This window comes from Blautia sp. AF19-10LB (assembly GCF_003461245.1).
Classification (GTDB): Bacteria; Bacillota; Clostridia; order Lachnospirales; family Lachnospiraceae; genus Blautia_A; species Blautia_A intestinihominis.
The window spans coordinates 312,402-336,778 of record NZ_QTWS01000001.1 but is presented as its reverse complement, the minus strand read 5'-3'; the positions used below and the strand labels follow the sequence as shown (position 1 = coordinate 336,778).

The 24,377-nt window shown below is 46.6% G+C and carries 26 protein-coding genes and 1 other annotated feature; of the genes, 5 read left to right on the top strand and 21 right to left on the bottom strand.

Features of this window, described 5'->3' with window-relative positions; translation table 11 throughout:
- Positions 1-67: 67 nt before the first annotated feature.
- The 11 genes from DWX28_RS01625 to DWX28_RS01570 all read right to left on the bottom strand — a co-directional run bounded on the left by DWX28_RS01625 (position 68) and on the right by DWX28_RS01570 (position 12,604).
- Positions 68-862 (bottom strand): zinc dependent phospholipase C family protein, encoded by a 795-nt coding sequence (locus DWX28_RS01625; protein WP_118251462.1) that lies wholly within the window; start codon positions 860-862, stop codon positions 68-70.
- 12 nt (positions 863-874) lie between these two features.
- Positions 875-1,444, bottom strand: coding sequence for an SMC-Scp complex subunit ScpB (gene scpB / locus DWX28_RS01620; RefSeq protein ID WP_022213769.1), 570 nt, complete (start codon positions 1,442-1,444; stop codon positions 875-877).
- 21 nt (positions 1,445-1,465) lie between these two features.
- Entirely contained in the window at positions 1,466-2,251 is a 786-nt protein-coding gene (locus DWX28_RS01615; protein ID WP_022213768.1) for a segregation and condensation protein A, read from the bottom strand.
- On the bottom strand, positions 2,229-3,089 hold the full coding sequence (locus DWX28_RS01610) for a metallophosphoesterase (protein WP_118251461.1): 861 nt from the start codon (positions 3,087-3,089) through the stop codon (positions 2,229-2,231). The genes DWX28_RS01615 and DWX28_RS01610 overlap by 23 nt, the downstream gene beginning before the upstream one ends.
- An 18-nt stretch (positions 3,090-3,107) precedes the next feature.
- On the bottom strand, positions 3,108-4,136 hold the full coding sequence (locus tag DWX28_RS01605; RefSeq protein WP_022213766.1) for a molybdopterin-binding protein: 1,029 nt from the start codon (positions 4,134-4,136) through the stop codon (positions 3,108-3,110).
- Between the two features lie 51 nt (positions 4,137-4,187).
- Entirely contained in the window at positions 4,188-5,402 is a 1,215-nt protein-coding gene (locus DWX28_RS01600) for a D-alanyl-D-alanine carboxypeptidase family protein (RefSeq protein ID WP_022213765.1), read from the bottom strand.
- A 127-nt stretch (positions 5,403-5,529) separates the two neighbouring features.
- Positions 5,530-7,092 (bottom strand): cardiolipin synthase, encoded by a 1,563-nt coding sequence (cls, locus tag DWX28_RS01595; RefSeq protein WP_118251460.1) that lies wholly within the window; start codon positions 7,090-7,092, stop codon positions 5,530-5,532.
- A 103-nt stretch (positions 7,093-7,195) separates the two neighbouring features.
- A complete protein-coding gene (gene rpsU, locus DWX28_RS01590; protein WP_004222305.1) occupies positions 7,196-7,372 on the bottom strand; it encodes a 30S ribosomal protein S21 in 177 nt (58 codons plus the stop codon).
- Between the two features lie 160 nt (positions 7,373-7,532).
- Positions 7,533-10,172: an alanine--tRNA ligase gene (gene alaS, locus DWX28_RS01585; RefSeq protein ID WP_022214843.1), complete on the bottom strand. Its 2,640-nt coding sequence runs from the start codon at positions 10,170-10,172 to the stop codon at positions 7,533-7,535.
- Positions 10,173-10,212: 40 nt separating this feature from the next.
- Complete coding sequence (gene tyrS, locus DWX28_RS01580; RefSeq protein ID WP_022214844.1) at positions 10,213-11,442, bottom strand: tyrosine--tRNA ligase; 1,230 nt, start codon at positions 11,440-11,442, stop codon at positions 10,213-10,215.
- An 85-nt stretch (positions 11,443-11,527) separates the two neighbouring features.
- Positions 11,528-11,746: a binding site (T-box leader), on the bottom strand.
- A 108-nt stretch (positions 11,747-11,854) separates the two neighbouring features.
- Positions 11,855-12,604 (bottom strand): CpsB/CapC family capsule biosynthesis tyrosine phosphatase, encoded by a 750-nt coding sequence (locus DWX28_RS01570; protein ID WP_022214845.1) that lies wholly within the window; start codon positions 12,602-12,604, stop codon positions 11,855-11,857.
- 143 nt (positions 12,605-12,747) lie between these two features.
- On the opposite strand from DWX28_RS01570, the gene DWX28_RS01565 reads away from it, so the two are divergent.
- A complete protein-coding gene (locus tag DWX28_RS01565; protein WP_022214846.1) occupies positions 12,748-13,047 on the top strand; it encodes a hypothetical protein in 300 nt (99 codons plus the stop codon).
- Positions 13,048-13,094: 47 nt separating this feature from the next.
- Here DWX28_RS01565 and DWX28_RS19490 read toward each other — a convergent pair whose 3' ends face one another.
- On the bottom strand, positions 13,095-13,238 hold the full coding sequence (locus DWX28_RS19490) for a hypothetical protein (protein ID WP_022214847.1): 144 nt from the start codon (positions 13,236-13,238) through the stop codon (positions 13,095-13,097).
- A gap of 113 nt (positions 13,239-13,351) precedes the next feature.
- Between DWX28_RS19490 and DWX28_RS01560 the strand changes: the two genes are divergently transcribed.
- Together DWX28_RS01560 and DWX28_RS01555 are read left to right on the top strand one after the other, a co-directional pair.
- Complete coding sequence (locus tag DWX28_RS01560; protein ID WP_022214848.1) at positions 13,352-13,723, top strand: hypothetical protein; 372 nt, start codon at positions 13,352-13,354, stop codon at positions 13,721-13,723.
- The gene (locus tag DWX28_RS01555; RefSeq protein WP_022214849.1) at positions 13,701-13,973 is read left to right on the top strand and encodes a hypothetical protein; all 273 of its coding nucleotides are present in this window, start codon (positions 13,701-13,703) and stop codon (positions 13,971-13,973) included. The genes DWX28_RS01560 and DWX28_RS01555 overlap by 23 nt, the downstream gene beginning before the upstream one ends.
- A gap of 91 nt (positions 13,974-14,064) precedes the next feature.
- Here DWX28_RS01555 and DWX28_RS01550 read toward each other — a convergent pair whose 3' ends face one another.
- The 7 genes from DWX28_RS01550 to DWX28_RS01520 are packed head-to-tail and all read right to left on the bottom strand — an operon-like array spanning position 14,065 to position 19,465.
- Positions 14,065-15,336, bottom strand: coding sequence for a competence/damage-inducible protein A (locus DWX28_RS01550; RefSeq protein WP_022214850.1), 1,272 nt, complete (start codon positions 15,334-15,336; stop codon positions 14,065-14,067).
- A 31-nt stretch (positions 15,337-15,367) separates the two neighbouring features.
- A complete protein-coding gene (pgsA, locus tag DWX28_RS01545) occupies positions 15,368-15,913 on the bottom strand; it encodes a CDP-diacylglycerol--glycerol-3-phosphate 3-phosphatidyltransferase (RefSeq protein WP_022214851.1) in 546 nt (181 codons plus the stop codon).
- The gene (gene rimO, locus DWX28_RS01540; RefSeq protein ID WP_022214852.1) at positions 15,897-17,234 is read right to left on the bottom strand and encodes a 30S ribosomal protein S12 methylthiotransferase RimO; all 1,338 of its coding nucleotides are present in this window, start codon (positions 17,232-17,234) and stop codon (positions 15,897-15,899) included. Before rimO ends, pgsA begins: the two co-directional genes overlap by 17 nt.
- 54 nt (positions 17,235-17,288) lie before the next feature.
- Positions 17,289-17,624, bottom strand: a complete 336-nt coding sequence (rpoZ, locus tag DWX28_RS01535; RefSeq protein ID WP_022214853.1) for a DNA-directed RNA polymerase subunit omega — start codon at positions 17,622-17,624, stop codon at positions 17,289-17,291.
- Between the two features lie 54 nt (positions 17,625-17,678).
- Positions 17,679-18,302 carry a guanylate kinase gene (gene gmk, locus DWX28_RS01530; protein WP_022214854.1) on the bottom strand — a complete coding sequence of 208 codons (624 nt, stop codon included), beginning with the start codon at positions 18,300-18,302 and terminating at the stop codon, positions 17,679-17,681.
- Positions 18,295-18,567 carry a DUF370 domain-containing protein gene (locus DWX28_RS01525; RefSeq protein WP_022214855.1) on the bottom strand — a complete coding sequence of 91 codons (273 nt, stop codon included), beginning with the start codon at positions 18,565-18,567 and terminating at the stop codon, positions 18,295-18,297. The genes gmk and DWX28_RS01525 overlap by 8 nt, the downstream gene beginning before the upstream one ends.
- 19 nt (positions 18,568-18,586) lie before the next feature.
- Positions 18,587-19,465 carry a YicC/YloC family endoribonuclease gene (locus tag DWX28_RS01520; RefSeq protein ID WP_022214856.1) on the bottom strand — a complete coding sequence of 293 codons (879 nt, stop codon included), beginning with the start codon at positions 19,463-19,465 and terminating at the stop codon, positions 18,587-18,589.
- Between the two features lie 185 nt (positions 19,466-19,650).
- Here DWX28_RS01520 and DWX28_RS01515 point away from each other — a divergent pair, with 185 nt between their 5' ends.
- Positions 19,651-20,493 (top strand): YitT family protein, encoded by an 843-nt coding sequence (locus tag DWX28_RS01515; RefSeq protein WP_022214857.1) that lies wholly within the window; start codon positions 19,651-19,653, stop codon positions 20,491-20,493.
- 24 nt (positions 20,494-20,517) lie between these two features.
- Positions 20,518-22,275 carry an Rqc2 family fibronectin-binding protein gene (locus DWX28_RS01510; protein ID WP_022214858.1) on the top strand — a complete coding sequence of 586 codons (1,758 nt, stop codon included), beginning with the start codon at positions 20,518-20,520 and terminating at the stop codon, positions 22,273-22,275.
- A 77-nt stretch (positions 22,276-22,352) separates the two neighbouring features.
- On the opposite strand, the gene DWX28_RS01505 is transcribed toward DWX28_RS01510, so the two are convergent.
- Together DWX28_RS01505 and DWX28_RS01500 are read right to left on the bottom strand one after the other, a co-directional pair.
- Positions 22,353-23,678, bottom strand: a complete 1,326-nt coding sequence (locus tag DWX28_RS01505) for a sensor histidine kinase (protein ID WP_022214859.1) — start codon at positions 23,676-23,678, stop codon at positions 22,353-22,355.
- Positions 23,659-24,375 carry a response regulator transcription factor gene (locus DWX28_RS01500; RefSeq protein WP_022214860.1) on the bottom strand — a complete coding sequence of 239 codons (717 nt, stop codon included), beginning with the start codon at positions 24,373-24,375 and terminating at the stop codon, positions 23,659-23,661. The genes DWX28_RS01505 and DWX28_RS01500 overlap by 20 nt, the downstream gene beginning before the upstream one ends.
- Positions 24,376-24,377 lie beyond the last annotated feature (2 nt).

Sequence of the window (24,377 nt, the reverse complement as noted above, 5' to 3'; positions counted from 1 at the left end):
TATAGGATATTTTATGCAGACCTGTCCTCATTATATGTCTCTGTTCCTTCCGGTTCCAGTAAGCCGGTCAGCCGTTATAAGTCTTATACCATCTCTCGCCCAGCGGTCTGTCTTCTTTTGAAAGTCTGAATAATTCCTCAAGGTACTGCGGTGCTTCCTTTATCTCCCTGTCATACAGTCCGTGCAGGGCATGGACCGGAACTGCGCTCCCCGGGACCGGGTCTTTCGCCATGAAATATTCCAGCATGGAATCAGACAGCTTCTTGCCGGCAAGCCTCGAAAGCACCGTGAGAAATTTCTTACGCCTGCCCTTGTTATCATAAACCAGACAGTTTGTGATCAGCTTCATGCGCCTCAGAGATTTCAGGATATCTCCTGTCGCTATTTTGGGGATCGCACGGTGGATCACCCTGGCATAGGTAATCCTCGGAAATACACCGCATGCCGGGTAATAATGATATGGATTTTTATGAGTTTCCAGCATCAATGTCCGGTCAAATTCTTTCTCAAGAAGGGTATGCGTGATCACTTCCTTCGCTGCCATATCCTCGATATAGGGATGGCAGGCGCTGTCCAGAAGATAGTGGCATCCGAATCCAAGAAGATAGGCAAGAAGCTTCTCATCGTGAGTTTCCCGCACGATCGCCATTCCCCTCTCAAAAAAAGGAGCCGCTTTTTCCTTATGCATGCGGATCCCTGTTGTGGATACCTTTGGTTTCAGCATGTGATAAAACAGGATATCCGGCCCGTGAAGTCCGATCCGGTACAGATTAACATTTCTCTGAATGACCATCTGCATCTCCTTCGGAAGTTTGTGATAAATTTTTTTACCAAATAAGTCATGTGCATAGGTCGTCGGCATTTTGTTTTCCTCCTAAACATCCAGGCGAAGCTGTACTTCTTCCTCGGCTTCCGCCTTAAAATCTTCCAGACGGACCGGATCTACAGCAGGAAGTTCTTCCAGCCCCTGTACGCCAAAACAGCGCAGGAACTCTTCGGTCGTCCCAAGGAGGATCGGTCGTCCCGGCGCATCCAGTCGTCCAAGCTCTTTTACAAGCTCATATTCTACCAGTTTGTTGATCGCATGGTCACATTTTACCCCGCGGATCTTCTCGATCTCTGCCTTTGTGACTGGCTGTTTGTACGCGATAATAGAAAGTGTCTCCAGCATGACATCTGTCAGTGCCGGTTTCTTGGGATGCAGGGCAAGACGGATCAGACATTCGTAGTATTCTTTTTTGGTGCACATCTGATAGGACTGCTCCAGTTCGATGATCTGGATCCCTCTGTCTTCCTCCTGATAACGGTCCATCATATTGTTGAGAAGTTTTCGCGTTGTCTCCTTGTCCTGCTGGATCGCACTGGCGATCTGCGTCAGCTCCACGGATTCTCCCATGGTAAAAAGCACCGCTTCGATCGCCGCTTCTAATTTCTTTATTTCCATATGATTCCTCAATCTCTGTATTTATTCGTCTGCAAATTCTGTCAAATGTGTCCATTCTACAGGGTCCCTGACAACATCCACCTGAATATCATCGAACAGCTCGTCCTGCTCCACGTGAATATATCCCATCTTCATCAGTTCCAGAATAGAAAGAAAAGTCACGATAAGCTGCACTCTTGACTTCTGCCCGACAAGCAGCTGACGGAAACTGAATTTCCTGTGGTTTCCTGCATATTCCTTCATTTCGAGCATTTTTTCGGAAAGACTGACTTCTTCTTTCTCGATCGTTCCAAATCTGCTTCGGATCGGGTCGATCTTGTCCTCCTGTTTCTTAAGGATCGACTGATAAATGCTGTGCAGTTTCTCAAGGGTAAGTCCCGCAAGAAGTTCCCTCGGGTCGACCGGCTCCCTGTACTTCATTACCTCGTCCGGAACAGTAGCTCCCTTATAAAAAACTCCGACAGCCCCGTCCATCCTGTCTTTCAGTTCATAGGACATATATTTATACATCTTATATTCCAGAAGTTTCTGGACAAGTTCTTCTCGCGGATCCTCTTCCTCACCCTCTTCGTTCACTTCTTTCGGGAGAAGCATTTTACACTTGATGTCGAGAAGTGTCGCCGCCATGACAAGAAATTCGCTCATGACGCCTAAGTCTTCTTTTTCCATGGAGTGAATATATTCCATGTACTGATCTGTGATCTCCACGATCGGAATATCATAGATATCGATCTTGTTTTTTTCGATCAGATGGAGAAGAAGGTCAAGAGGTCCTTCAAAGACGTTAATTTTTACCGGTATTGCCATTTGCTGTTTTCCTTCCTGTTTTGTAAGAGTCTTCCTTATGGGCAGACGGACAGAATTCGATCACCAGAAGCTCCCTCGGATTGTGGAGACGGATCGGTATCGTATGCTCTCCAAGCCCTGCACTGACAAGCATCGTGCTTTTGCCGCTTTGGAATCTGCCGCAGCAATACGGCGGAAAAAGGAGATACTGCGGGCAGGTCAGCCCGTGATTCTCGCCAAAGCGCAGGATTCCCCCATGATAATGTCCGGACAAAACAAGGTCCGCACCCCAGGAAAGATACGTATTTCCATATTTAGGGTTATGTGCCAGAAGAATATGTATCCCCGACATGAACGGTGTCCCGAGAAGTTCTTCCAGCTCTGTGAGACTGAGTTTTGGAGAATTCGGTTTGTGATAATATTCGATTGGAAGTTCCAGTCCGTGAAAGATAAAATCAGTTCCACAAAAATTCGAAGATATGCGCTCATTATGCAGAAAGCACACACCTGCACTAGTGAGCAGCCGTTCATAATTCAAGTACTCCTGCCGTACTTCAGGATTCAGAAGCATCTTATACTCATGGTTCCCAAGCGTATAAAAAACCGGTATCTTCTCACTCAGACGGCTCAGAAGCACTGCTGCCGCCTGAAGCGTCTCAGTCTTTCGGTTGACGATCATATCTCCGGCGACAAGAACTGCCGCCGGATCATGTTTCAGAACAGCGTCATATAATTCCTGATGATTATTGCCATAGATAAGGCCATGAAGATCTGTCAGAAATGCAAATCTTACTTTATGTCCGTTTTTCAGTTTATCTGTGTGAATCTCATATGTTCTGGTTCTGAATGTTTTTTTCATGTAATTCCCCAATATTTTTTATTTACCGAAACCGCAGTTCGGGAAGGTGCAGGATGCACAGTTCAGGCAGAGTCCGCCCTCTCCGTAGGCTGCGATCTCCTCAGCACGGATCGGATCATCTGCCATGACACGCGGAAGGATCAAGTCAAAGACTGTTCTCTTGGCGTACATGACACATCCCGGAAGTCCGAGGATCGGCACTGTCCGCTCTCCGTCCTTATAATAGGCGAGAAGCAGCATGGCTCCCGGAAGCACCGGAGCTCCGTATGTGACGATATCTGCCCCTGTATCCTTGATCGCGCCAGGTGTGCGGTCATCCGGGTCCACGCTCATCCCACCGCTGCAGATCACAAGGTCTGCGCCTTCTTTGATAAAGTTCAGAATGTCGGCTGTGATCTGTTTTCGGTCATCACCCGGTGTGGTCTGCCCCATGACAGGACAGGCATATTCCTCCAGTTTATCTTTAAGGACCGGTGTAAAAGTATCCTTGATCAGTCCGTTCTTTACTTCGCTTCCGGTGGTCACGATCCCCGCCTTCTTATTTTTGAAAGGAAGAATGGAAAAGATCGGCTCCTCTCCTGCCACTTCCTCGGCGCGGTCCATTTTTTCCTTCTCGATCACAAGCGGGATGATACGGGTTCCTGCGATCTTGTCGCCCTTTCTGATCGGGAAATCGCCGTGTCTGGATGCGATCATCATCTCACCCAGAGAGTTTACCTTAAGAAGTGCATCTCTTCGGATCTTAAGCACACCGTCGCAGTCCGCGATCAGCTCGATCTTGCCTTCCTTGATGTCACTTCCATGCATATGCTCTCCTGCGGAAATCTTGTAAAGGATCTCTGCTGCCTCGTTTTCGTGAAGGATCCCCTCCTTTTTCTCCCACACGAAAAGATGCTCTTTTCCTACAGAAAGAAGTGCAGGTATGTCTTCTTCCCTTACGATATGTCCTTTTTTGAATAAAACTCCCTTTTTCTGATCTTTGATGATCTGTGTGATGTCGTGGCACAGGATATGTCCCACTGCATCTTGTGTTCTGATTTCTTTCATTGTTTTCTTCTCCTAGTTTTTGCTTTGACCATTTGGATATTATTATACCTCTCACAGTGTATCTTTGTCAAAAGATTCCTGCCCGGCGGTTAGCCATAAATAACCAGCTGTTTTGCGAAGGCAGTCGAGATATCCCGCACGTTCAATGTCTTCCGCATAAAGGATCGTAAGGCGTCCAAGTTCTTTATCACCTGCGGTATAGATCACTTCTCCTGCTTTCGCGCCTTTTTTTATCGGTGCTTCGGTCTTTTCGGGAAGACTTATTTCTTTTTTTACATCGGAAATGCTGTGTCCTTCGGTATCCAGATAACGGAAAGTGCCATCGTAGGAAAGCGAGACCGTTTCTTCTTTTCCTTTCTTTACAGAAAGCTCTGGAAGTTCTGCCGGTTTGTTGTCGATATAGCGACAGCACCTGGCAAATCCATAATCCAGAAGAGAGGCGGCATCTTTGAGCCTTGCCTTATAATCCGGTGCTGCCATAACGACAGAGATCAGCATAAGTTCATTCCTCTCTGCCACCGCGCTCAGGCAGAATCCCGCTTTGCTGGTACTTCCCGTTTTGAGTCCGATACAGCCGGAATACGTACGGATCAGTCGATTCGTGTTGGTGAGTCCGAATTCTTTGCTTCCCTGTCTGGTAACGTGAGTGATATTTTCCATCCAGATCGAAGAATACTGAAAGATCTCCGGATAATTCAGGATCAGCTCCCGGCTCATCAGGGCAATGTCATATGCTGTCGTATAATGTTCATCCGAATCCGTCAGTCCACAGCAGTCGACAAAATGCGTATTTTCCATCCCAAGCCCTTCTGCCCTGGCATTCATCTCTTTTACAAAAGCTTCCTCACTTCCTGCGATATGTTCTGCCATCGCAACACTGGCATCATTTCCCGATGCAACGACGATACACTTGATCATCGTCTCCACATCCTGCGTCTCGCCTTCTTCCAGAAAAACCTGCGAACCGCCCATGGATTTCGCATGTGCGCTTGTCGTCACAGTATCGGTAAGTTTCAGGCTTCCGTCTTTCAGGTGATCGAAGATCAACAGGAGCGTCATGACTTTTGTGACACTCGCAGGACTCCTTCTGGTGTCTTTGTCTTTCTCATAAAGAATCGTTTTTGTCTCCGGCTCCATCAGGACACCACTTGGTGCCGAGATCTCCACCGCCTCATTTTCTTCTGCATGTACGGGAATGCAGGCAAGTACAATACAGAATAATAAAAAACATGCCGCCGTTTTTCTTATTTTTCCAGGGAATTTCATACAATACCTCAAAATCCTTTTCCTTACTATTGTAAAAACTTTCCTGTGAAATTATACCATTGCATACAAAAAAGGAATGCGGCAGTTCCCCTCTCGAAAAACCGTCGTATTCCCTTTCGTATCATTTTTATAACAGCGGGGCAAAAAGCCTCAGGATGCTCTGGAATCCGCGCACCAGGATGTTTCTGTCACGGCAGAATTCAATATTGATCGGATCACAATAATTCAGGGTTTCTCTGAAATCCTCCAGAATATCCCCGACTACTTTGTTCTTGTAGAACCAGACGCCGTTTTCAAAATGAAGATACAGGCTGCGGTAGTCCAGATTGATCGTTCCGACAACCGCGATCTCATCATCACAGACAAAAGATTTCGCATGAAGGAATCCCGGCTGGTACTCATAGATCCGCACTCCTGCCTCCAGAAGCTGCTCATAATAAGACTGTGTCAGCAGAAAGACCATCTTCTTGTCCGGGACACCCGGTGTCATGATCCGGACATCGATACCGCTCTTGGCAGCCAGACAGAGGGCTGTCATCATCTCATTGTCGATGATCAGATATGGCGTACAGATATAGACATATTTCTTTGCACGGTTGATGATGTTCAGGTAAACGTTCTCACCGAGGACTTCCCCGTCCAGCGGCGTATCACTGTATGGCTGCACGAAACCGTCATCCTCAAATGCCTCTGGATGATATTTGTGCGGCATATGGAGTTCATGCTCCATCGGCTCTGCAGAGTTATTGACCACACTCCACATATGCAGGAACATCACCGTCATATTCCAGACAGCCTCGCCCTTGAGCATGACTGCGGTATCCTTCCAGTGACCGAAGCGTTCTTTCTGGTTGATATATTCGTCCGCGAGGTTGATTCCCCCGGTAAATCCTGTCTTACCGTCGATCACGCAGATCTTGCGGTGGTCGCGGTTATTCTGAACGATATTCAGAAGCGGCCGAAACGGGTTGAAAATGGTACATTTGATGCTCTTTTCCCTGAGAACTTTGTCGTATCTGTTCGGAAGCGTGGTAAGGCAGCCAAATCCGTCATAGATCAGCCGGACATCCACGCCCTCTTTCGCCTTGCGTTCCAGAATATCGAGGATCGTCCGCCACATCACACCGTCATTGATGATAAAATACTCAATATAGATATAATGCTGCGCCTGTTCCAACTCACGTACCAGGACCGGGAACATGTCATCTCCGACCTGGAAATATTCTGCCGTTGTATTCCCATGGACAGGGAAACTGGAATACTGATGGATATATCTGGACTGCACCGCCGCTCCCGCGCTCTGTTCTTCCAGTTCTTGAAACGTCTGCTCATCCTGCTCCATATAAGGAAGGCTTTCTTCCTGAACCTGTGTGTATTTGTCCTGGATCGCCTGCGCGATCCTGGATTTACCAAAAAGCACATACAGGAGAACACCAAATACAGGAACCGTCATTATCAGGATCGTCCATCCCAGTTTGTAGGATGGATTGATCTTTTTGTTTACGATCCAGAGCACGATCAGAACACTGATGATCCCGATCGCATTGGAAATATATTTCGAGTAAGCTGCCAGCCTCCATGCGGTGATCAAAAGCCAGCCCATCTGGATCAAAAGGGCAAGCGCAACATAAAAGATCCTGTTGAACAGAAGTTTTAAAATTCTCTTAAGAAACTGCATAATACGACCCATAAACTCTTCCCCGTTGCCCTTTCCTCTGTCTCGTTAAATAAGTATCAATTTTAAATCTTAAAAATCCCTGACGGACTTGTCGTCAGGGATTTTTTGCGCACAATTAATTATATTTACGTTTTCTTGCGGCTTCAGATTTTTTCTTACGACGAACGCTTGGTTTCTCGTAATGCTCTCTCTTGCGGATTTCCTGCTGGATACCTGCTTTTGCACAGCTTCTCTTGAATCTGCGAAGAGCGCTATCTAAAGTCTCGTTTTCTTTTACGATAACGTTTGACATAGACTCACACCTAACCTCCCTCCAGTTGTAGATTGTGCTAAAATACAACTGTCTGGGTATTTTTCTTGCACGACTGTTATTATATAACATAGTGATAACATTCGTCAACATCTTTTGGCTAAATTTAGAAAAAAATTATTTTTGACAAAAAATGCACTTTTTAGTGGATCTGCTGTTCCAGGATTCCTGCTGCTGCTTTAACTGCTTCGTCCGCTTTTTCCGGATTCTTTCCGCCGGCCTGAGCCATGTTCGGACGACCGCCGCCGCCACCGCCTACGATCGCTGCGACACCTTTGATGAGGTTTCCTGCATGTGCTCCTGCTTTCTGAGCTGCATCTGTAGCCATGGCAAGGAGATTTACTTTGCCGCCGTTTACAGCTGCAAGGACAACAACGCCCTCTCCGATCTTCTCTTTGAGCTGATCACCCAGATCACGGAGTCCGTTCATGTCAACGCCCTCAACCTTAGCTGCAAGGAGTTTCACACCCTTGACATCTACGATCTGGTTCATGATATCACCAAGAGATCCCTGAGCCAGTTTGCTCTTGAGGGATTCGTTCTCGCTCTGGAGAGATTTGACCTCTGCCTGGAGATGTGTGATCTTCTCAGCAACTTCTGCCGGCTGTGCCTTGAGTGCTTTGGCAGCCTCGTGGAGCATAGCTTCCTGTTTCTTATAATATTCAATAACACCGTTTCCTGTCAGTGCCTCGATACGACGTACACCTGCTGCGATACCAGCCTCGGATACGATCTTGAAGAGCATGATGGAGCTTGTGTTCTTAACGTGTGTACCACCACAGAGTTCTTTGGAGAAGTCGCCCATGGATACGACACGTACCTTCTGGTTGTATTTCTCGCCGAACAGAGCCATTGCGCCGGATTTCTTGGCTTCTTCGATGTCCATGACATTTGTCTCTACAGGAAGAGCTGCCTGGATCTCTTTGTTTACGAGAGCTTCTGTCTCTGCGATCTCTTCCGGTGTCATTGCCTGGAAGTGTGCAAAGTCAAAACGAAGTCTGTCCGGAGTTACCAGGGAACCTTTCTGTTCTATGTGAGAACCAAGGACAGTCTTGAGTGCTTTCTGAAGAAGATGTGTTGCACTGTGGTTCTTCTCCGTATCACGGCGGGCCTGCTCATTAACTTTAAGAGCTACTGTCTCTCCTGTGGAAAGCATTCCAGATTCCATATGTCCGACATGGCCAAATTTACCGCCACGAAGTTTGATGGTATCTTCTACTACAAATTTACCATTTGCAGTCTCGATCACACCAGTATCACCTTCCTGTCCACCCATGGTAGCGTAGAATGGTGTTTCTCTTACAAATACAGTACCTTTCTGACCTTCCATCAGAGAAGTTACGATTTCTTTTTCTGTTGTGAGAACTGTGATCTCGGAATCATATGTGAGGTGATCGTATCCTTCGAACTCTGTCGTTACATTGACATCGATCTCATCATATACGGTAGCGTCAGCTCCCATGTAGTTGGTCACTTCACGTGCAGTACGTGCTTTGACTCTCTGCGCTTCCATTGCTTTCTGGAAGCCGTCTTCGTCGATTCCGTAACCCTTTTCCTCAAGGATCTCTTTGGTGAGGTCAAGCGGGAATCCGTAAGTATCGTACAGTTTGAATGCATTTTCTCCTGAAAGGGTTTTTACTCCGGCTGCTTTCATCTCTTCTTCCATGTCTGCAAGGATGCGGAGACCCTGGTCGATGGTCTTGTTGAACTGGTTCTCTTCGTTTGTCAGGACTTTGAAGATAAACTCTTTCTTTTCTTCCAATTCCGGATATCCTGCTTTGGATCCGTCGATCACTTCTGCACTGAGTTTTGCAAGGAAAGTTCCCTTGATTCCCAGAAGACGTCCATGACGTGCTGCACGACGGATCAGACGACGAAGTACATATCCACGTCCTTCGTTGGTCGGCATGATACCATCGGAGATCATAAATGTTGCAGAACGGATATGGTCTGTGATCAGACGGATGGATACGTCATCCTGATAGTTCTTCTCATATTCCTTGCCTGCAATCTCGCATACCAGGTTACGAAGTGCACAGATGGTATCCACATCAAAGATAGAATCAACATCCTGAACAACAACTGCCAGACGCTCAAGGCCCATACCTGTATCGATGTTCTTCTGTTTCAAGGTTGTATAGTTTCCGTTTCCATCGTTCTCAAACTGAGTGAATACGTTGTTCCATACTTCCATGTAACGGTCGCAGTCGCAGCCTACAGTACAGCCAGGTTTTCCGCAGCCATATTTCTCTCCACGGTCATAGTAGATCTCAGAACATGGACCGCAAGGACCTGCGCCATGCTCCCAGAAGTTATCTTCCTTACCGAAACGGAAGATTCTGTCTGCCGGAATTCCGATTTCTTTATTCCAGATGTCGAATGCTTCATCATCCTCCAGATATACTGACGGGTACAGTCTGTTTGCATCCAGGCCAACGACTTCTGTCAGGAATTCCCAGGACCAGTGGATCGCTTCTCTCTTGAAGTAATCTCCAAAAGAGAAGTTACCAAGCATCTCAAAGAAGGTACCGTGACGTGCTGTCTTACCAACGTTTTCGATATCACCTGTACGGATACATTTCTGACATGTGGTGACTCTTGTTCTCGGCGGTTTCTCTGCACCTGTGAAATATGGTTTCAGTGGAGCCATACCTGCGTTGATCAGCAGGAGGCTCTTGTCTCCCTGAGGTACCAGGGAGAAGCTTTTCATTGCGAGATGTCCTTTGCTCTCCATGAAATCAAGGAACATCTGACGAAGTTCGTTTACTCCGTATTTCTTCATGATTCTTTCCTCCTAAAAGTATTTATCAAAAAAACACTTATTATTTAGCATAAACTCTGTTGAATTTCTTTTTGCCTCGTTTGAGGACAACACCGTCACCTGCGAGTGCGTCTTTGGCAACTGTGTGTTTGATGTCTGTGATCTTTTCACCGTCGATGGAAACACCGCCCTGCTCGATCGCACGACGTCCCTCAGAACGTGTCGGAACGAGGCCTGTCTTGATCAGCATTGTGATAAGGTCGATGGTTCCTTCCTCTGTGAAATCTTCATCAGTCAGCTCTGTGCTTGGCATATGTGCAGTGTCTGCGCCGCCAGAGAACAGTGCTCTTGCACCTTCCTGAGCTTTCTTGGCTTCTTCTTCGCCATGAACCAGGTTTGTCAGCTCGTATGCAAGGATCTCTTTGGCTTTGTTTAACTGGCTTCCTTCCCATTTGGCCATCTCATCGATCTGCTCAAGTGGAAGGAAAGTAAGAAGACGCATGCATTTGATAACGTCTGCATCGTCTACGTTTCTCCAGTACTGGTAGAAATCAAATGGAGATGTCTTGTTCGGATCAAGCCATACAGCACCGGACTGTGTCTTGCCCATCTTCTTGCCCTCTGAGTTCAGAAGAAGTGTGATGGTCATAGCGTATGCATCTTTGCCAAGTTTACGACGGATCAGTTCTGTACCGCCGAGCATGTTGCTCCACTGGTCATCACCGCCAAACTGCATATTGCAGCCGTATTTCTGGTATAACATATAGAAGTCATAGCTCTGCATGATCATGTAGTTGAATTCAAGGAAACTAAGTCCTCTCTCCATACGCTGTTTGTAGCACTCTGCAGTAAGCATACGATTTACTGAGAAATGAGCTCCTACATCACGAAGCAGATCTACATAGTTCAGGTTCAGAAGCCAGTCAGCATTGTTGACCATCAGTGCCTTGCCATCGGAAAAGTCGATGAAGCGGGACATCTGTTTCTTGAAGCAGTCAATGTTGTGCTGGATGGTTTCTTTTGTCATCATCTGACGCATGTCAGTTCTTCCTGACGGGTCACCGATCATACCGGTACCGCCGCCGAGAAGTGCGATTGGACGGTTGCCTGCCATCTGGAGACGTTTCATCAGGCAGAGTGCCATGAAGTGTCCTACATGAAGGCTGTCTGCGGTAGGGTCAAATCCGATGTAGAAAGTAGCCTTACCGTTGTTTACCATTTCTTTGATCTCGTCTTCGTCTGTTACCTGGGCGATCAGGCCTCTGGCCTTAAGTTCTTCCCATACTGTCATAATAATTTCCTCCTGTCGCGGTATTCATCATCAGGTGCGTCCAAAGGCGCCTCCTCGATATGCAAAAAAGCCCGGTTCCTGTCCTTCTTAGGACGAGAACCGGGTCCCGTGATACCACCTAACTTCGCGGAAAATCTCCCGCCTCATTGAGCACGGTAACGAGTGCCACTCCGTCGCAGCCTACTGAAAAAAGTTCGGTGCGAAGCTCCGGGATGTATTCGCAAAAGTACTGCACGCGCCTCTCACCATCCGGCTGCTCTCTGTGTGTGTTGCTTCTGTTACTTCTTCCCTTCAAAGCCGTTTCATATACTTCTAAAAGTATACAAATTGGCTTTTTGTTTGTCAAGGGTGTTTTCTTATTAGTTTAACAACTTAAAGCGATAACGTTATTGTCAGAACGATTCACAAAAACTTATCTATGAGCTGCCGTCATGCAGTGCTTCGCATTATCAAGGATCTCCTGCGGATTATCAATAAAGATCTCGTCGGCCATCTGCCGTCCCATTTTCTTTGTGACATAGGCATAGGCATCTCCGATCCTTGTGACACGGCGTTTGCTTCCATGGCAGTCAGAACCAATATAACTTACAAGTTCTTCTTCCAGAAGTTTCCCGCAGTATTTCTTGGCTGCATGTCCGTTCTTGCCGATCACACTGTCTGCATTGACCTGCATCAGTGCACCTTTATTTACAAGATGTTCTACAAAATCCAGATCATGCATGCATCTGTAACGTTCAATATGTGCTATGATCGGCCTGTATCCGCCGGAAAGCAGTTCGTAGATCCTGTCGCTGATATACTTTTCTTCTGTACTTGAAGAAAATTCTGTGAGCACATATCTGGAACCAGCCATCGAATAAACCTTGTCAGAACGCAGATAATCCAGCATTTCTACATTTGCATGAAATTCACATCCGAGGAACACTTTGAAATCTGGTCCGATCTTTTCCGCCAGTCGTCTCAATACCAGAAAATGCTTTTTGATAATTTTCGAAGGAGTCTCAAACATTTCTCTTCTGAAATGGGGCGTCACAATAATCTTACGCACACCCTGATCGTACTCCATCTGAAGCATAGCAAAAGCTTCTTTTACACTCTGAGCTCCATCATCGACTGCCGGTACAATATGGCAGTGCATGTCAAACAGTCCCCTGTCTGCCATTCCATCCTCTCCTTTTCTTTTTCTGCTGTGTTTACCCGGGTATTATATCCCATGGCCGTTTCTTTTGCAACTGGATATTTTTTCACACCGGACATCCTATCTACATAAAATGAATTGTAGACAAAAAGCTGGAGGATTTTATAATGAGTGATTTGGCTGCTACAAACTGTGGATGTAACAACGACTGTGGCTGTGGATGCAACAATGGTTGCGGATGCGGCAACGACTGCGGATGCGGCAATGGAACCAGCCTTTTTGGAGGCAGCTCCTGCAACTGTATCCTCTGGATCATCATCCTGATGTGCTGCTGTGGCAACAACGGCTGCGGCAATGGCTGTGGATGCGGTAACAATGACAACTGCTGGATCATCGTGGTTCTGCTTCTTCTTTGCGGCAACAACGGCTTTGGCTGCGGTAACGGCTGCGGAGGATGTGGATGCTGATCCCGCCCCTTTCAACAAACTACAGTCTGCAGACAAAAAGCAGAGGATCATTTCCTCTGCCTTTGTCTGTTTCTTTCTGCCCGTCGCTCTTTTTCTCTCTGCATATTTTCCCTTCTATGCTTAAGACATTCCAGGTCCAGTTCATAAAAAGCATTTCCGTCCAGCACAAGCTTTTCTTTTTTATTTTCCATGGTTGCTGCCTTTCTGATCTTTCTTACTATTTATCTTATGTCAAATCATCCTCCCACGTCATAATCTAAAAGCAAAAAGCATATCTTCGTAATAAAAAAAGGAGCTTTGCCTTATGGAAGAGGAAATTATCGCTCAGACAAAATTCGACCAGCTCATTTCCGACGACCAGTCGCAGATGCTGAAAGCTTTTATTCCTTATCTTTCCCCGAGAGGCCAGCAGCTTCTCTCCGTGTTCACCAAAACCAGAGAACTCTCAAACACCCTGGCATTATTCCGCGGCAGACAGCCTGATATGCAGATCTGCAGTTCTTCTGTTTCCAGTCCTTCCGAACTTCTGGATGATCTTCGGAAATTCAGCTATGGCAGGAGCCGCAGGCAGCTTGACCAGATCAGCAACTTTCTTGTCATGATGCAGCTGATACAGGTTATGAGCCACTCCGACCAGGAAGAAGGTGATCCAAATGACCCAGGAATGGCAGAATGACCCCAAACTCCAAAATATCGATCCGTCAAAACTTGCCCTCCTACAGAACCTCGCAGACCAGAGCGGAGGCAGATCCCCGTCTGATATGCTTCCATTTCTGATGAGTGCCGCTGCACAGGGACGGCAGAACGGACTTCAGTTCTCGTCTGATGAGATCGGAGCAATACTGAATGTCCTCAAAGCCGGAAAATCGCCAAAAGAGGCGGCAAAGCTTGATCAGATCGTCAGCCTGATGCGGATGATCCGATAGGCAGCAGACACACCACTGACATCTTCTCAATATATCAGACAAAAAATCCCCCACTGTCCAGCTCAACAGCGGGGGATTTCTCATATGGATCTTAATTATTTTCCTTATCAGCGCGTTCCATCATGCAGTCGCGTAAGAATGCCAGTCCGTGTGCAACGGTCTGTTCTCTCACTCTTGCACGGTTGCCCTGGAAATGGAATTCTCTTACCTGCGTGCAGCCCTTATAGGAGCATCCCATAAAGACGGTTCCGACCGGTTTTTCTTTTGTTCCACCGCCCGGGCCTGCGATCCCTGTCACGGAAAGGCAGATATCTGTCTTGGAGGCTTTGCGGCCTCCCTTTGCCATTTCTGCTGCACATTCCTCGGATACAGCTCCGTGTTTCTTAAGTGTGGACTTGCTGACATCGAGGCATCTTCTCTTGGCTTTGTTGCTGTAAGTAACCATGCCCTGCAAAAATACCTCAGAAGCACCTGACACATTGACGATCCTTGCGGCGATCGCACCGCCTGTACAGGATTCTGCCAGAGAAAGTGTCATTTCCTGTTCTTTCAGCATATCTACCACAGCTTCCTCCAGAGATTTGGATTCTTCTGTCGCAAAAATGTTTCTTCCGAATCTTGCCTTAAGTTCTTTGACAACAGGTTTGATGAGTTTCTTACATTCCTTCTCATTCTTGCCCTTGGCGGTAATGCGAAGATGTACCTCACCGGTCTTGGCATATGGTGCGATCGTCGGATTGGTCTGGCTTTCGATCAGATCCTCAATCTCCTCTGCAACCTGACTCTCACCGATCGAGCAGATCTTCACCATCTGGGAATAAATGATCTCCGGCTGTTTCTTGCGAAGATATGGAAAAACGGACTCCTCAAACATCGGTTTCATCTCACCTGGAGGTCCTGGAAGAAGGATGGCTGTCTTGCCTTTTTTCTCAAGGATCAGTCCCGGTGCGGTGCCATTGTGGTTATCGAGAACGATTGCTCCCTTCGGGACCATTGCCTGCTTGTAGTTGTTGGCTGTGATCTTGCGCTGAGGGTTGTTTTTCTTATACTGCTCGAGGTATGCTTCCATCAGTTTCCTGCTGTGGCGATCCTCCACCAGTTTCATTCCCATGACTTCAGCGGTAACTTCCTTCGTCAGATCATCCTCGGTAGGTCCAAGTCCACCTGTGAGGATCACTATATCAGAACGGTCCAGTGCCGTCTGAATGGTCTCGCGCATACGTGTCTCATTGTCTCCCACAACTGTCTGATAATAGACAGAAAGCCCAAGCTCTGCACATTTTTCGGAAAGATATGCGCTGTTGGTATTCACAATATTTCCAAGAAGTATTTCTGTTCCTACAGAAATCAGCTCTGTTATCATTTGATATCTGCCTCCTGATTATAAAAACGGATTACTCCTGCATGGACAGAACGGAACGGTTCTGCCAGATATAAGTGATCAGTGAAATGATGGTCAGTGCAAGAGAGATCCAGATAAAAATCTGCTCCAGGATCACAAATGCAGCAATGTTATCAAAATGCAGGATCAGCAAAATGATCATGACCATCTGTGATGCTGTCTTGAATTTGCCCCAGTAATTCGCTGCGATGACAATGCCATTCTCTGCAGCGATCAGACGAAATCCACTGATAATAAATTCTCTTCCTATAATAATGATAACAAACCAGGCCGGAAGTCTGCCAAGTTCGATCATACAGATCATTGCAGAACACACAAGAAGTTTGTCCGCAAGAGGATCCATAAATTTACCAAAATTTGTTACTAAATTATTTTTACGGGCCAGGTATCCGTCAAACCAGTCTGTGATGCTGGCTGCTGCAAAGATAATGAGAGCGATATAGCGATTTGCCTCTCCGCCCCATCCTGTCAGCAGAAATACAACAAGAAACGGAACCATGATCATTCTGGCCACTGTCAGTTTATTCGGTGTATTCATCAGCTAATTCTCCTATTAAATCGTATTCCAGCGCACCTGTCACACGGACACGTGCAAAGTCACCTGTCACAAGAAGTTCCCCTGTCTGAACAAAGATATATCCGTCAACCTTCGGCGCATCTGCATAAGTTCTCGCAATATAGGCGCTCTCGCCGGATACTTTACCCTCGATCATAACAACAAGTTCCTGTCCGATCCGCTCATCACCCTTCTCCAGAGAAATCTCCTGCTGGAGAGACATGAGTTCATCTCTTCTCTCTTCCTTAACTTCCTCCGGAACCTGTCCTTCCATGGTTTCTGCCGGTGTTCCTTCCTCCGGTGAGTAAGTGAACACGCCGAGACGGTCGAATTCCATCTCATCCACGAATTCCATCAGTTCTTCATGATCTTCCTGGGTCTCACCCGGGAAGCCAGTGATCAGAGAAGTACGGAGCACAATGTCCGGGATCTCACGGCGAAGTTTCGCGATAATGTCTTCGAGCTGCTTCCTTGTCGTGCGGCGGCCCATTCTCTTAAGGATACGGTCGCTTGCATGCTGGATCGGAAGGTCAAGATAATTGCAGATCTTCTTTTCTTCTTTCATGACCTGGACCAGCTCATCGTAGATCTCCTCCGGATAACAGTAGAGAACACGGATCCAGCGGATTCCTTTGATCTGACAGAGCTTCTTAAGCAGGATGTGGAGTGTTTTTTTGCCGTAGAGATCTGTACCGTAAACGGTGGTCTCCTGAGCTACAAGGATCAGCTCCTTGACTCCCTGAGATGCCATGTATTCTGCCTGTGCAAGAAGTCGTTCTTCCGGAACACTTCTGAATCTGCCACGAAGGGACGGGATGATGCAGTAGGTGCAGTGCTTGTCACAGCCCTCTGCGATCTTGAGATAACCAAAGTGGCCGCCCGTTGTCAGCACACGTCTGCCGGAGTCCTCCGGAAGTTCATTGATATCACGGAACTCCTGGAAAACATTTCCTGCCTGTGCTTCGTTTAATGCCTTTACAATGTCGCCGTAAGATGTGGTTCCGAGAACGGCATCCACCTCCGGAATCTCCTGTGTGATTTCTTCTTTGTAGCGCTGTGCCATGCAGCCAGTTACAATCAGTGCTTTGCAACTGCCTGTTTTTTTATATTCTGCCATCTCAAGGATCGTATTGACACTCTCCTCCTTGGCATCATGGATAAAACAGCAGGTATTGATCACGATCGCATCTGCTTCCTCCTCGGAATCCACGATCTCATGCCCGCTTCCGGTAAGAAGTCCGAGCATTTCCTCTGAGTCCGCAAGGTTCTTGTCACAGCCCAGTGATATAAATAAAATTTTCATATAATCTCCTGATACACATAATCAGAAGACAAGCTGTCTTCTGATCATGATAGTTTACTGGTTATTTTCTTCGGTTGTTTCTTCTGCAGCAGTCTCTGCTGTCTCCTCTACAGCTTCTTCGGAAGCAGCCGGTGTGGTTTCCTCTGCTTCTTCCTCAGAGGTTGCTACGATCTTAACTTTGCCTTTGTATAACTCGTCGATCGCGATCGCAAGCGGTTTCTTGCCTGCCGCACCATCAACAAGCGGTTCTGCTCCTGCGATCAGCTGTCTTGCTCTCTTGCTGGTTGCAAGTACCAGAGAATAACGGCTGTTGAGCATCATTGTGTTGTCGTCTTCCTCTGCGTTGTTGTTGATTGCCTGAATCAGTTCTGTATATGACGGATGTATCATATTAAAATTCTCCTTTCATGTTTCAGTTTATATTATAAGGGTGACCTTACTTACTTAATTAAAAAATTCCCGGGATTCCTTCTGGATCGTTCGGATAAATTCCTCGTTACGGCTTGCGCGGCGGTGCTCACTCAGGATGATCTCATGAAGTTCATCCACGCAGTCCTCCACAACGTCATTCACAAGAAGATAATCATAAGACTCGATTCCCTCTGCTTCCTCAGAAGCTCTCTTAAGACGTGATTCGATAACTTCCTGTGTCTCGGTTCCTCTTCCTACCAGACGGTCTTTCAACTCCTGGATCGTCGGCGGTGTCACGAAGATAAGGACTGTATCCGGGATCTTCTCCTTGATCTTCATTGCCCCCTGGATCTCGATCTCCAGGATCACATTCTTGCCCTTGGAAAGCATCTCCTCTACGTAAGAGCGCGGAGTTCCGTAATAGTTCTCTACATACTGCGCATACTCCAGAAGCTCATCAGCCTCGATCATCGCCTCTACTTCTTCTTTTGTCCTGAAAAAATAATCCCTGCCGTCCACTTCACCTTCACGCGGTTTCCTGGTAGTAACAGAGATAGAAAGTGCACAGTCGTCATACTTCTCAAGAAGACGCTTCATCACTGTGCCCTTGCCGGCTCCGGAAAATCCGGACACTACTGTCAAAACTCCCTTACTCATGTTCTTCTTCCCTCTCCTCATAATCATATGCCTCTGCAAATCTCCTGGCGATCGTCTCCGGCTGGAGTGCTGACAGAACAATATAATCGTCGGATGTGACGATCACTGCCTTCGTCTTGCGCCCCTGTGTCGCATCGATCAGCGAACGTGTGCCCTTGATGCTCTGTATCATTCGCTTTACCGGTGCGGCATCCGGACTGACCACTGCCACGATCTTGCGGGAATTTACCACATTACCAAATCCTATATTAATTAACTTAGCCACAAAAACTCAGCTGCCTCCATTACTCAATATTCTGAATCTGCTCACGGATCTTCTCGATCTCTGTCTTGAGTCCGATCGCGATATCGGAAACTTCAAGATCACTGGATTTCGACAGGATCGTATTCGCCTCACGGTTCATCTCCTGCGCCATGAAGTCCATCTTGCGTCCCACGCCTTCCTGTTCATTCAGGATCTTCTTCATTCCAAGGATATGGCTGTGCAAACGGACGGTCTCCTCATCATTGCAGATCTTGTCAGAAAAAAGAACCACCTCTGCCGCGATACGGTTATCGTCGATCTGGCTGTCCTCCAGAAGATCATGAACCTTCTGCTCCAGCTTCTCACGGTACGCACGGACTACTTCCGGTGAACGGGTCTCTACTTTGCAGACCATTTCATCCAGACCATCCAGCTTCGCAAGAAGATCTTCTTTCAGATGTGCACCCTCTCTGGCACGTGTCTCCACAAATTTCTCGCAGGCTTCGCGAAGCGGCTCCTCCAGAGATTTCCAGAGTTCCTCCTCATCTACGGACTGTTCTTCCATCGTCAGAACTTCCGGATAACGGGAAAGTGTTGACACCCGGATATCATTCTCAAGCCCGAACTCCTCTGACATCTGTTTCAGATAGCCGAGATAAGCGGCTGCCAGATCATGATTATATTTAAGGGCAACATTGCCTCCTGTATAATCCTCATAGGTAATAAAAACATCTACCTTGCCACGCTGCATATACCGCTTCATCAGGTTACGTACCTGTCCCTCCAGCATATTGAATTTACGCGGCATTTTGATGTTCAGATCCAGATATCTGTGATTGACAGATTTCAGTTCTACTGTGATCTTCTGCTGCTTTGTTACTTTTTCTGCATGGCCAAAGCCTGTCATACTTTTTATCATAGGTTTTCTCACTTTGCAAGTCTTTTCTACATACAGATTTATTATAGTGCATTCTAAAATTCTAGTCAATTCGTTTTTTTTATAAATATTTTATCAACTACCGGCAGGTGCGTTGACATTTCCATCTTTAAAAGGTTACAATATGGCTATATCGTACTTAATTCACGGAGGAGATAAATACAAAAATGAATGAAAAAATCAAACACTTTTCGCTGCTGACAGGAAGCACCCTGATCATGGCAGTCGGTACTTATTTTTTCAAATTTACAAACAACTTTACCTTTGGCGGCATCACAGGTCTGGCGGTCCTTGTCGCTGATAAGACAAACATTTCCGCCAGTGACTTTTCTTTCATTGTAAACATGCTGCTTCTTGCACTCGGTTTCGTCGTGCTTGGACGTAAATTCGCTGCCAAGACAGCCTACTGCAGTATCCTGCTTTCCGTAGCACTGTCTTTCCTCTCACGTGTATGTCCGATGGAGCATCCGCTGACTGACCAGACGATGCTGGAACTTTGTTTTGCCATCGCACTTCCTGCACTTGGTTCTGCGATCCTTTTTAACATCGGTTCTTCCAGCGGCGGTACGGATATCATTGCGATGATCCTCAAGAAATACAGCAGTTTTGATATCGGCAAGGCACTTCTCGTGACAGATATCATGATCACGGTTGCAGGCTGCTTCGTATTCAACATTGAGACAGGTCTTTATTCTTTCCTTGGTCTTGCGGTCCGTTCTTTCATGATCGACAACTTCATCGAGAGTTTCAACCTTTCCAAGTATTTCAATGTCGTCTGTGACAACCCGGATGATATCTGCGACTTCCTTGTTCACGATCTCAACCGAAGCGCAACTGTGGTCCACGCACAGGGGGCTTTTTCCGGAAAAGACAAATACATCGTCTTAACCGCGCTCAACCGTCCTCAGGCAGTCCGTCTGAGAAACTACATAAAAGGAAATCAGCCAACCGCCTTTATTCTGATCTCCAACACCAGTGAGATCATCGGTAAGGGATTCCATAATGTCTGATTTTGATTAAAGGAGATTTTTATTATGGCTTTTGATGGAATTACCATTGCAGCAATGGTTCAGGAATTACACCGTAATCTCGATGGCGGGCGTTTCAACAAGATCGCCCAGCCTGAATCAGATGCTCTTATGATCACCGGAAAGGGAGCAAACGGCCAGTGCAGGCTTCTTATCTCTGCCAGTGCTTCTCTTCCTCTGATCTATTTTACTGGCAAAAACAAACCAAGCCCGCTCACCGCGCCGAACTTCTGTATGCTTCTCCGCAAGCATATCGGCAGTGCCCGCATCAGCAGTATCCGCCAGCCCGGCATGGAACGTGTTGTAGAATTTGAGCTGGAACACCGCAATGAGATGGGCGATCCCTGTAAGAAGTTCCTGATCGTAGAACTGATGGGCAAGCACAGCAACATCATCTTCTGCGACGAAAACCGCATGATCCTCGACAGTATCAAGCACGTTTCTTCTCATATGAGTTCTGTCCGTGAGGTTCTTCCTGGAAGAGATTATTTTCTTCCGCACACACAGGAGAAATCTGACCCGCTGACGATCACAGAGACAGAATTCATCGAAACGATCTGCCATAAACCATGCAACATATCCAAGGCACTCTACACCTCTCTCACCGGCTTAAGCCCGCTGATCGCAGAGGAGATCTGCTACCGTGCCTCCATCGACGGAAGCGATGCCGCACAGTCTCTGAACGAGACTGCTGCCACACATCTCTACCACACTTTCCGCCGGCTGATGGATCAGGTCGTAGAAGGAGATTTCACACCGAACATCATCTACCGTGACAACGAGCCGGTAGAATACGCTGTACTTCCTCTGACACAGTACGGAAGCGAATACCACAGTGAAACTTTCCCGACCGTTTCTTCCATGCTGGAAACCTATTACGCATCCCGCGATACCCTGAACCGTATCCGTCAGAAATCTTCTGATCTTCGAAGGATCGTACAAACTGCCCTGGAGCGTAACCGCAAGAAATACGCCCTTCAGCAGAAACAGATGAAAGACACTGCCAAGAAGGACAAATACAAAGTCTACGGCGAACTCATCAATACCTACGGCTACGGCCTGGAAGAGGGCTGCAAATCTTTCAAAGCCCTGAATTATTACACCAATGAGGAGATCACGATCCCTCTTGACCCGACCCTGACTCCTCAGGAAAATGCAAAGAAATATTTCGACCGCTACGGCAAACTCAAACGTACCGAGGAAGCTCTTACCGAACAGCTTGCCGATACAGAATCCGAGATCGAGCATCTGGAATCCATCTCCAACGCCCTTGATATCGCCCTCGCAGAGAGTGATTTAAGCCAGATCAAGGAAGAGCTGACCGAGTACGGCTACATCAAAAAACATTATTCTGGCAAAAAAGGTGCAAAGGCGCAGACCAAGTCCAAACCATTCCACTATATTTCCAGTGACGGATTTGATATCTTCGTCGGCAAAAACAACTTCCAGAATGATGAGCTAACTTTCAAACAGGCAACCGGAAACGACTGGTGGTTCCACGCCAAAAAGATGGCAGGCTCCCATGTCGTTGTCAAAACTCCGGACGGAGAGCTTCCGGACCGCACCTTTGAGGAAGCAGGCCGCCTTGCAGCTTATTACTCCAAAGGCCGCACTGCCCCAAAAGTCGAGATCGACTACATTCAGAAAAAACATGTCAAAAAACCTGGCGGTGCCAAACCGGGATTTGTCGTTTATTATACGAACTACTCCCTGATGGCAGAGCCGGATATCACAGGGATCCAGGAAGTTCCTTCCGGAAAATAACCAGAAAAAAGGCTGTAACTCAGATCATTTCTCCGAGTTACAGCCTTTCTTCTCTGTGTGACATGTCTCCTGAACAGTTATGATATCTCACAATATGGAAAATATAATATCAGTCTGAAAATGTCTTTTTCCTGGCTGACAGTGCATTTGCCTCCCATTTTTGTCATCATGTTTTTGATACTCTGGATTCCCACACCTGTACTTTCCTGAGGATCTCCTGTACAGGAAATCCTGTTTTCAAAATAAAATCCTCTCATGCCATTACGTCTGGCTGTTCCTATTGTAACTGGTGCTTTTTTATCTGCATATTTCTGAATATTGGAAGTGATGTTATCCAGGATACGGGAAACATAGTCTGTTGATACCTGCATTCTGGACTCTGACCATTCTACCTGAAAATCCACCTGGAACCCCTGATGCTCCAGATAACTGATCGTCTCCGAAAACAGATCATAAAACAGAAGTTTTTCGCTTTCGAGCTCTTCCATGGAAATCTCCTGATCACTGCTTACCAGTGAATACTCAAACAGATTGTCTGTGAGCTGTTTCATCCGTCTTGTTTTGCGGTGGATTTTTTTTATATACTCGCAAAACTGTTCCTCGTCTTTATAGGTTCCCTTTTCAAGAAGTTCTGTATACAGCATGATCGAAGTCAGAGGAGTCCGCAGATCATGGGACATCTGTGTGACTATTTTCTGATTTTCCTTCACGATCTCTGCTTCCTGCTGCACCTGTTTCTTAAAAGATTTCCTCATGCATTCCAGCCCCTGTGCAAGAGCTGTAAGTTCATCTTTCCCGGAAACAGTAACAGAATAGTCAAGGTCGCCCCCTTCAAGGATCTCAATTTCCCTGCTCAGTTTCCAAATGTAATTCATCTTTTTTCGAATCCCCATCAGGACGAGAATAACAAATACTACCGCTGAAAGAGCCAGTGCTGCAAATATCATATAATTGTACAGCTGGTAATCATAGACTCCTGAGAGGGAAATTTCTGCCTCCCCATCTGAAAACTGTACAGAATAAAACGCATTCCATCCGTAATAGTTCTTGGGGATTTTTTCATTGCGAATATTCAGCTCTTCCGGATAATCGGAATCATAAACCAAGATATCATCCTTAAACACCAGCATGGAACTCAGCACTTTCTCTTTATCCATCCATTTTGACAGTACCAGAACGTCAGACGTACTTAATTTTTCCTGTGAAACATACTCCTGCAGTCTCGAAACATACAGTTCATCTTTTCGCTCGGAATAATCAGAATTGACATAGTACTCATAAACCATTTCTTCGCCAATCCTGTCTACCCCATAAAACACGCCTACTGCAGCCAGCATGGAAAACAGTAGCAGGATCAGAAGCTGAAAATAGAGAGAATTTCTTCTAGGAATACCTTGCGTCAAATTTATACCCCTTTCCCCACACGGTCGTTATATATCTGGGATTCTGAGGATTCTTTTCGATCTTTACCCGGAGTTTCCGGATATGGACCATCACAGTACCGTTGCAGGAATAAAAATATGGTTCGTTCCAGACACTTTCATAAATGTTCTGTGCAGAAAATATTTTACGCGGATGTTCCATCAGAAGAAGCAGGATCCGGTACTCAAGTTCCGAAAACTCTTTCTCCTTTCCATCCACAAATACTTCATTATAATTGCGGTTGATCCGTATATTGCCGATCTTTATGTAATTATCCTCCTGACCCTCTGATGTTTCATTTTTGCCCATATAAACTTTATATCTCCGAAGGAGTGCCTTGACTCTCCCCAGAAGTTCTGCATAGGAGAACGGCTTTGTAAGATAGTCATCTCCTCCGGCCATCAGTCCGATCAGCTTGTCAGATTCCTGTACTTTAGCCGTCAGGAATAACACCGGGACATTCGATATCTTTCTTATTTCCTCGCAGGTACGAAGTCCGGAGATTCCCGGCATCATAATATCCAGAATGACAAGATCTGTGTCATCCCGAAGATTCTCAAGCCCCTCTCTGCCATCCTCTGCCTCATCTACCATATAATCTTCACTTTCCAGAAGGATCCGGACACCCTCTCGGATATCTGCGTCATCCTCAACGATCAATATTCTCTCTTTACTCAATG

Bases quoted from the DNA above. Each gene is read 5' to 3' on its own strand.
- DWX28_RS01570 (WP_022214845.1), bottom strand. From the start codon at position 12,604: ATGGCAGACAGGGGACTGTTTGACATGCACTGCCATATTGTACCGGCA.
- pgsA (WP_022214851.1), bottom strand. From the start codon at position 15,913: ATGAATACACCGAATAAACTGACAGTGGCCAGAATGATCATGGTTCCG.
- DWX28_RS01510 (WP_022214858.1), top strand. From the start codon at position 20,518: ATGGCTTTTGATGGAATTACCATTGCAGCAATGGTTCAGGAATTACAC.
- DWX28_RS01520 (WP_022214856.1), bottom strand. From the start codon at position 19,465: ATGATAAAAAGTATGACAGGCTTTGGCCATGCAGAAAAAGTAACAAAG.
- DWX28_RS01565 (WP_022214846.1), top strand. From the start codon at position 12,748: ATGAGTGATTTGGCTGCTACAAACTGTGGATGTAACAACGACTGTGGC.
- DWX28_RS01610 (WP_118251461.1), bottom strand. From the start codon at position 3,089: ATGAAAAAAACATTCAGAACCAGAACATATGAGATTCACACAGATAAA.
- DWX28_RS01625 (WP_118251462.1), bottom strand. From the start codon at position 862: ATGCCGACGACCTATGCACATGACTTATTTGGTAAAAAAATTTATCAC.
- rpoZ (WP_022214853.1), bottom strand. From the start codon at position 17,624: ATGATACATCCGTCATATACAGAACTGATTCAGGCAATCAACAACAAC.
- gmk (WP_022214854.1), bottom strand. From the start codon at position 18,302: ATGAGTAAGGGAGTTTTGACAGTAGTGTCCGGATTTTCCGGAGCCGGC.
- scpB (WP_022213769.1), bottom strand. From the start codon at position 1,444: ATGGAAATAAAGAAATTAGAAGCGGCGATCGAAGCGGTGCTTTTTACC.
- cls (WP_118251460.1), bottom strand. From the start codon at position 7,092: ATGGGTCGTATTATGCAGTTTCTTAAGAGAATTTTAAAACTTCTGTTC.
- DWX28_RS01515 (WP_022214857.1), top strand. From the start codon at position 19,651: ATGAATGAAAAAATCAAACACTTTTCGCTGCTGACAGGAAGCACCCTG.
- alaS (WP_022214843.1), bottom strand. From the start codon at position 10,172: ATGAAGAAATACGGAGTAAACGAACTTCGTCAGATGTTCCTTGATTTC.
- tyrS (WP_022214844.1), bottom strand. From the start codon at position 11,442: ATGACAGTATGGGAAGAACTTAAGGCCAGAGGCCTGATCGCCCAGGTA.
- DWX28_RS01600 (WP_022213765.1), bottom strand. From the start codon at position 5,402: ATGAAATTCCCTGGAAAAATAAGAAAAACGGCGGCATGTTTTTTATTA.
- DWX28_RS19490 (WP_022214847.1), bottom strand. From the start codon at position 13,238: ATGGAAAATAAAAAAGAAAAGCTTGTGCTGGACGGAAATGCTTTTTAT.
- DWX28_RS01605 (WP_022213766.1), bottom strand. From the start codon at position 4,136: ATGAAAGAAATCAGAACACAAGATGCAGTGGGACATATCCTGTGCCAC.
- DWX28_RS01615 (WP_022213768.1), bottom strand. From the start codon at position 2,251: ATGGCAATACCGGTAAAAATTAACGTCTTTGAAGGACCTCTTGACCTT.
- DWX28_RS01550 (WP_022214850.1), bottom strand. From the start codon at position 15,336: ATGATAACAGAGCTGATTTCTGTAGGAACAGAAATACTTCTTGGAAAT.
- rimO (WP_022214852.1), bottom strand. From the start codon at position 17,234: ATGAAAATTTTATTTATATCACTGGGCTGTGACAAGAACCTTGCGGAC.
- rpsU (WP_004222305.1), bottom strand. From the start codon at position 7,372: ATGTCAAACGTTATCGTAAAAGAAAACGAGACTTTAGATAGCGCTCTT.
- DWX28_RS01560 (WP_022214848.1), top strand. From the start codon at position 13,352: ATGGAAGAGGAAATTATCGCTCAGACAAAATTCGACCAGCTCATTTCC.
- DWX28_RS01555 (WP_022214849.1), top strand. From the start codon at position 13,701: ATGACCCAGGAATGGCAGAATGACCCCAAACTCCAAAATATCGATCCG.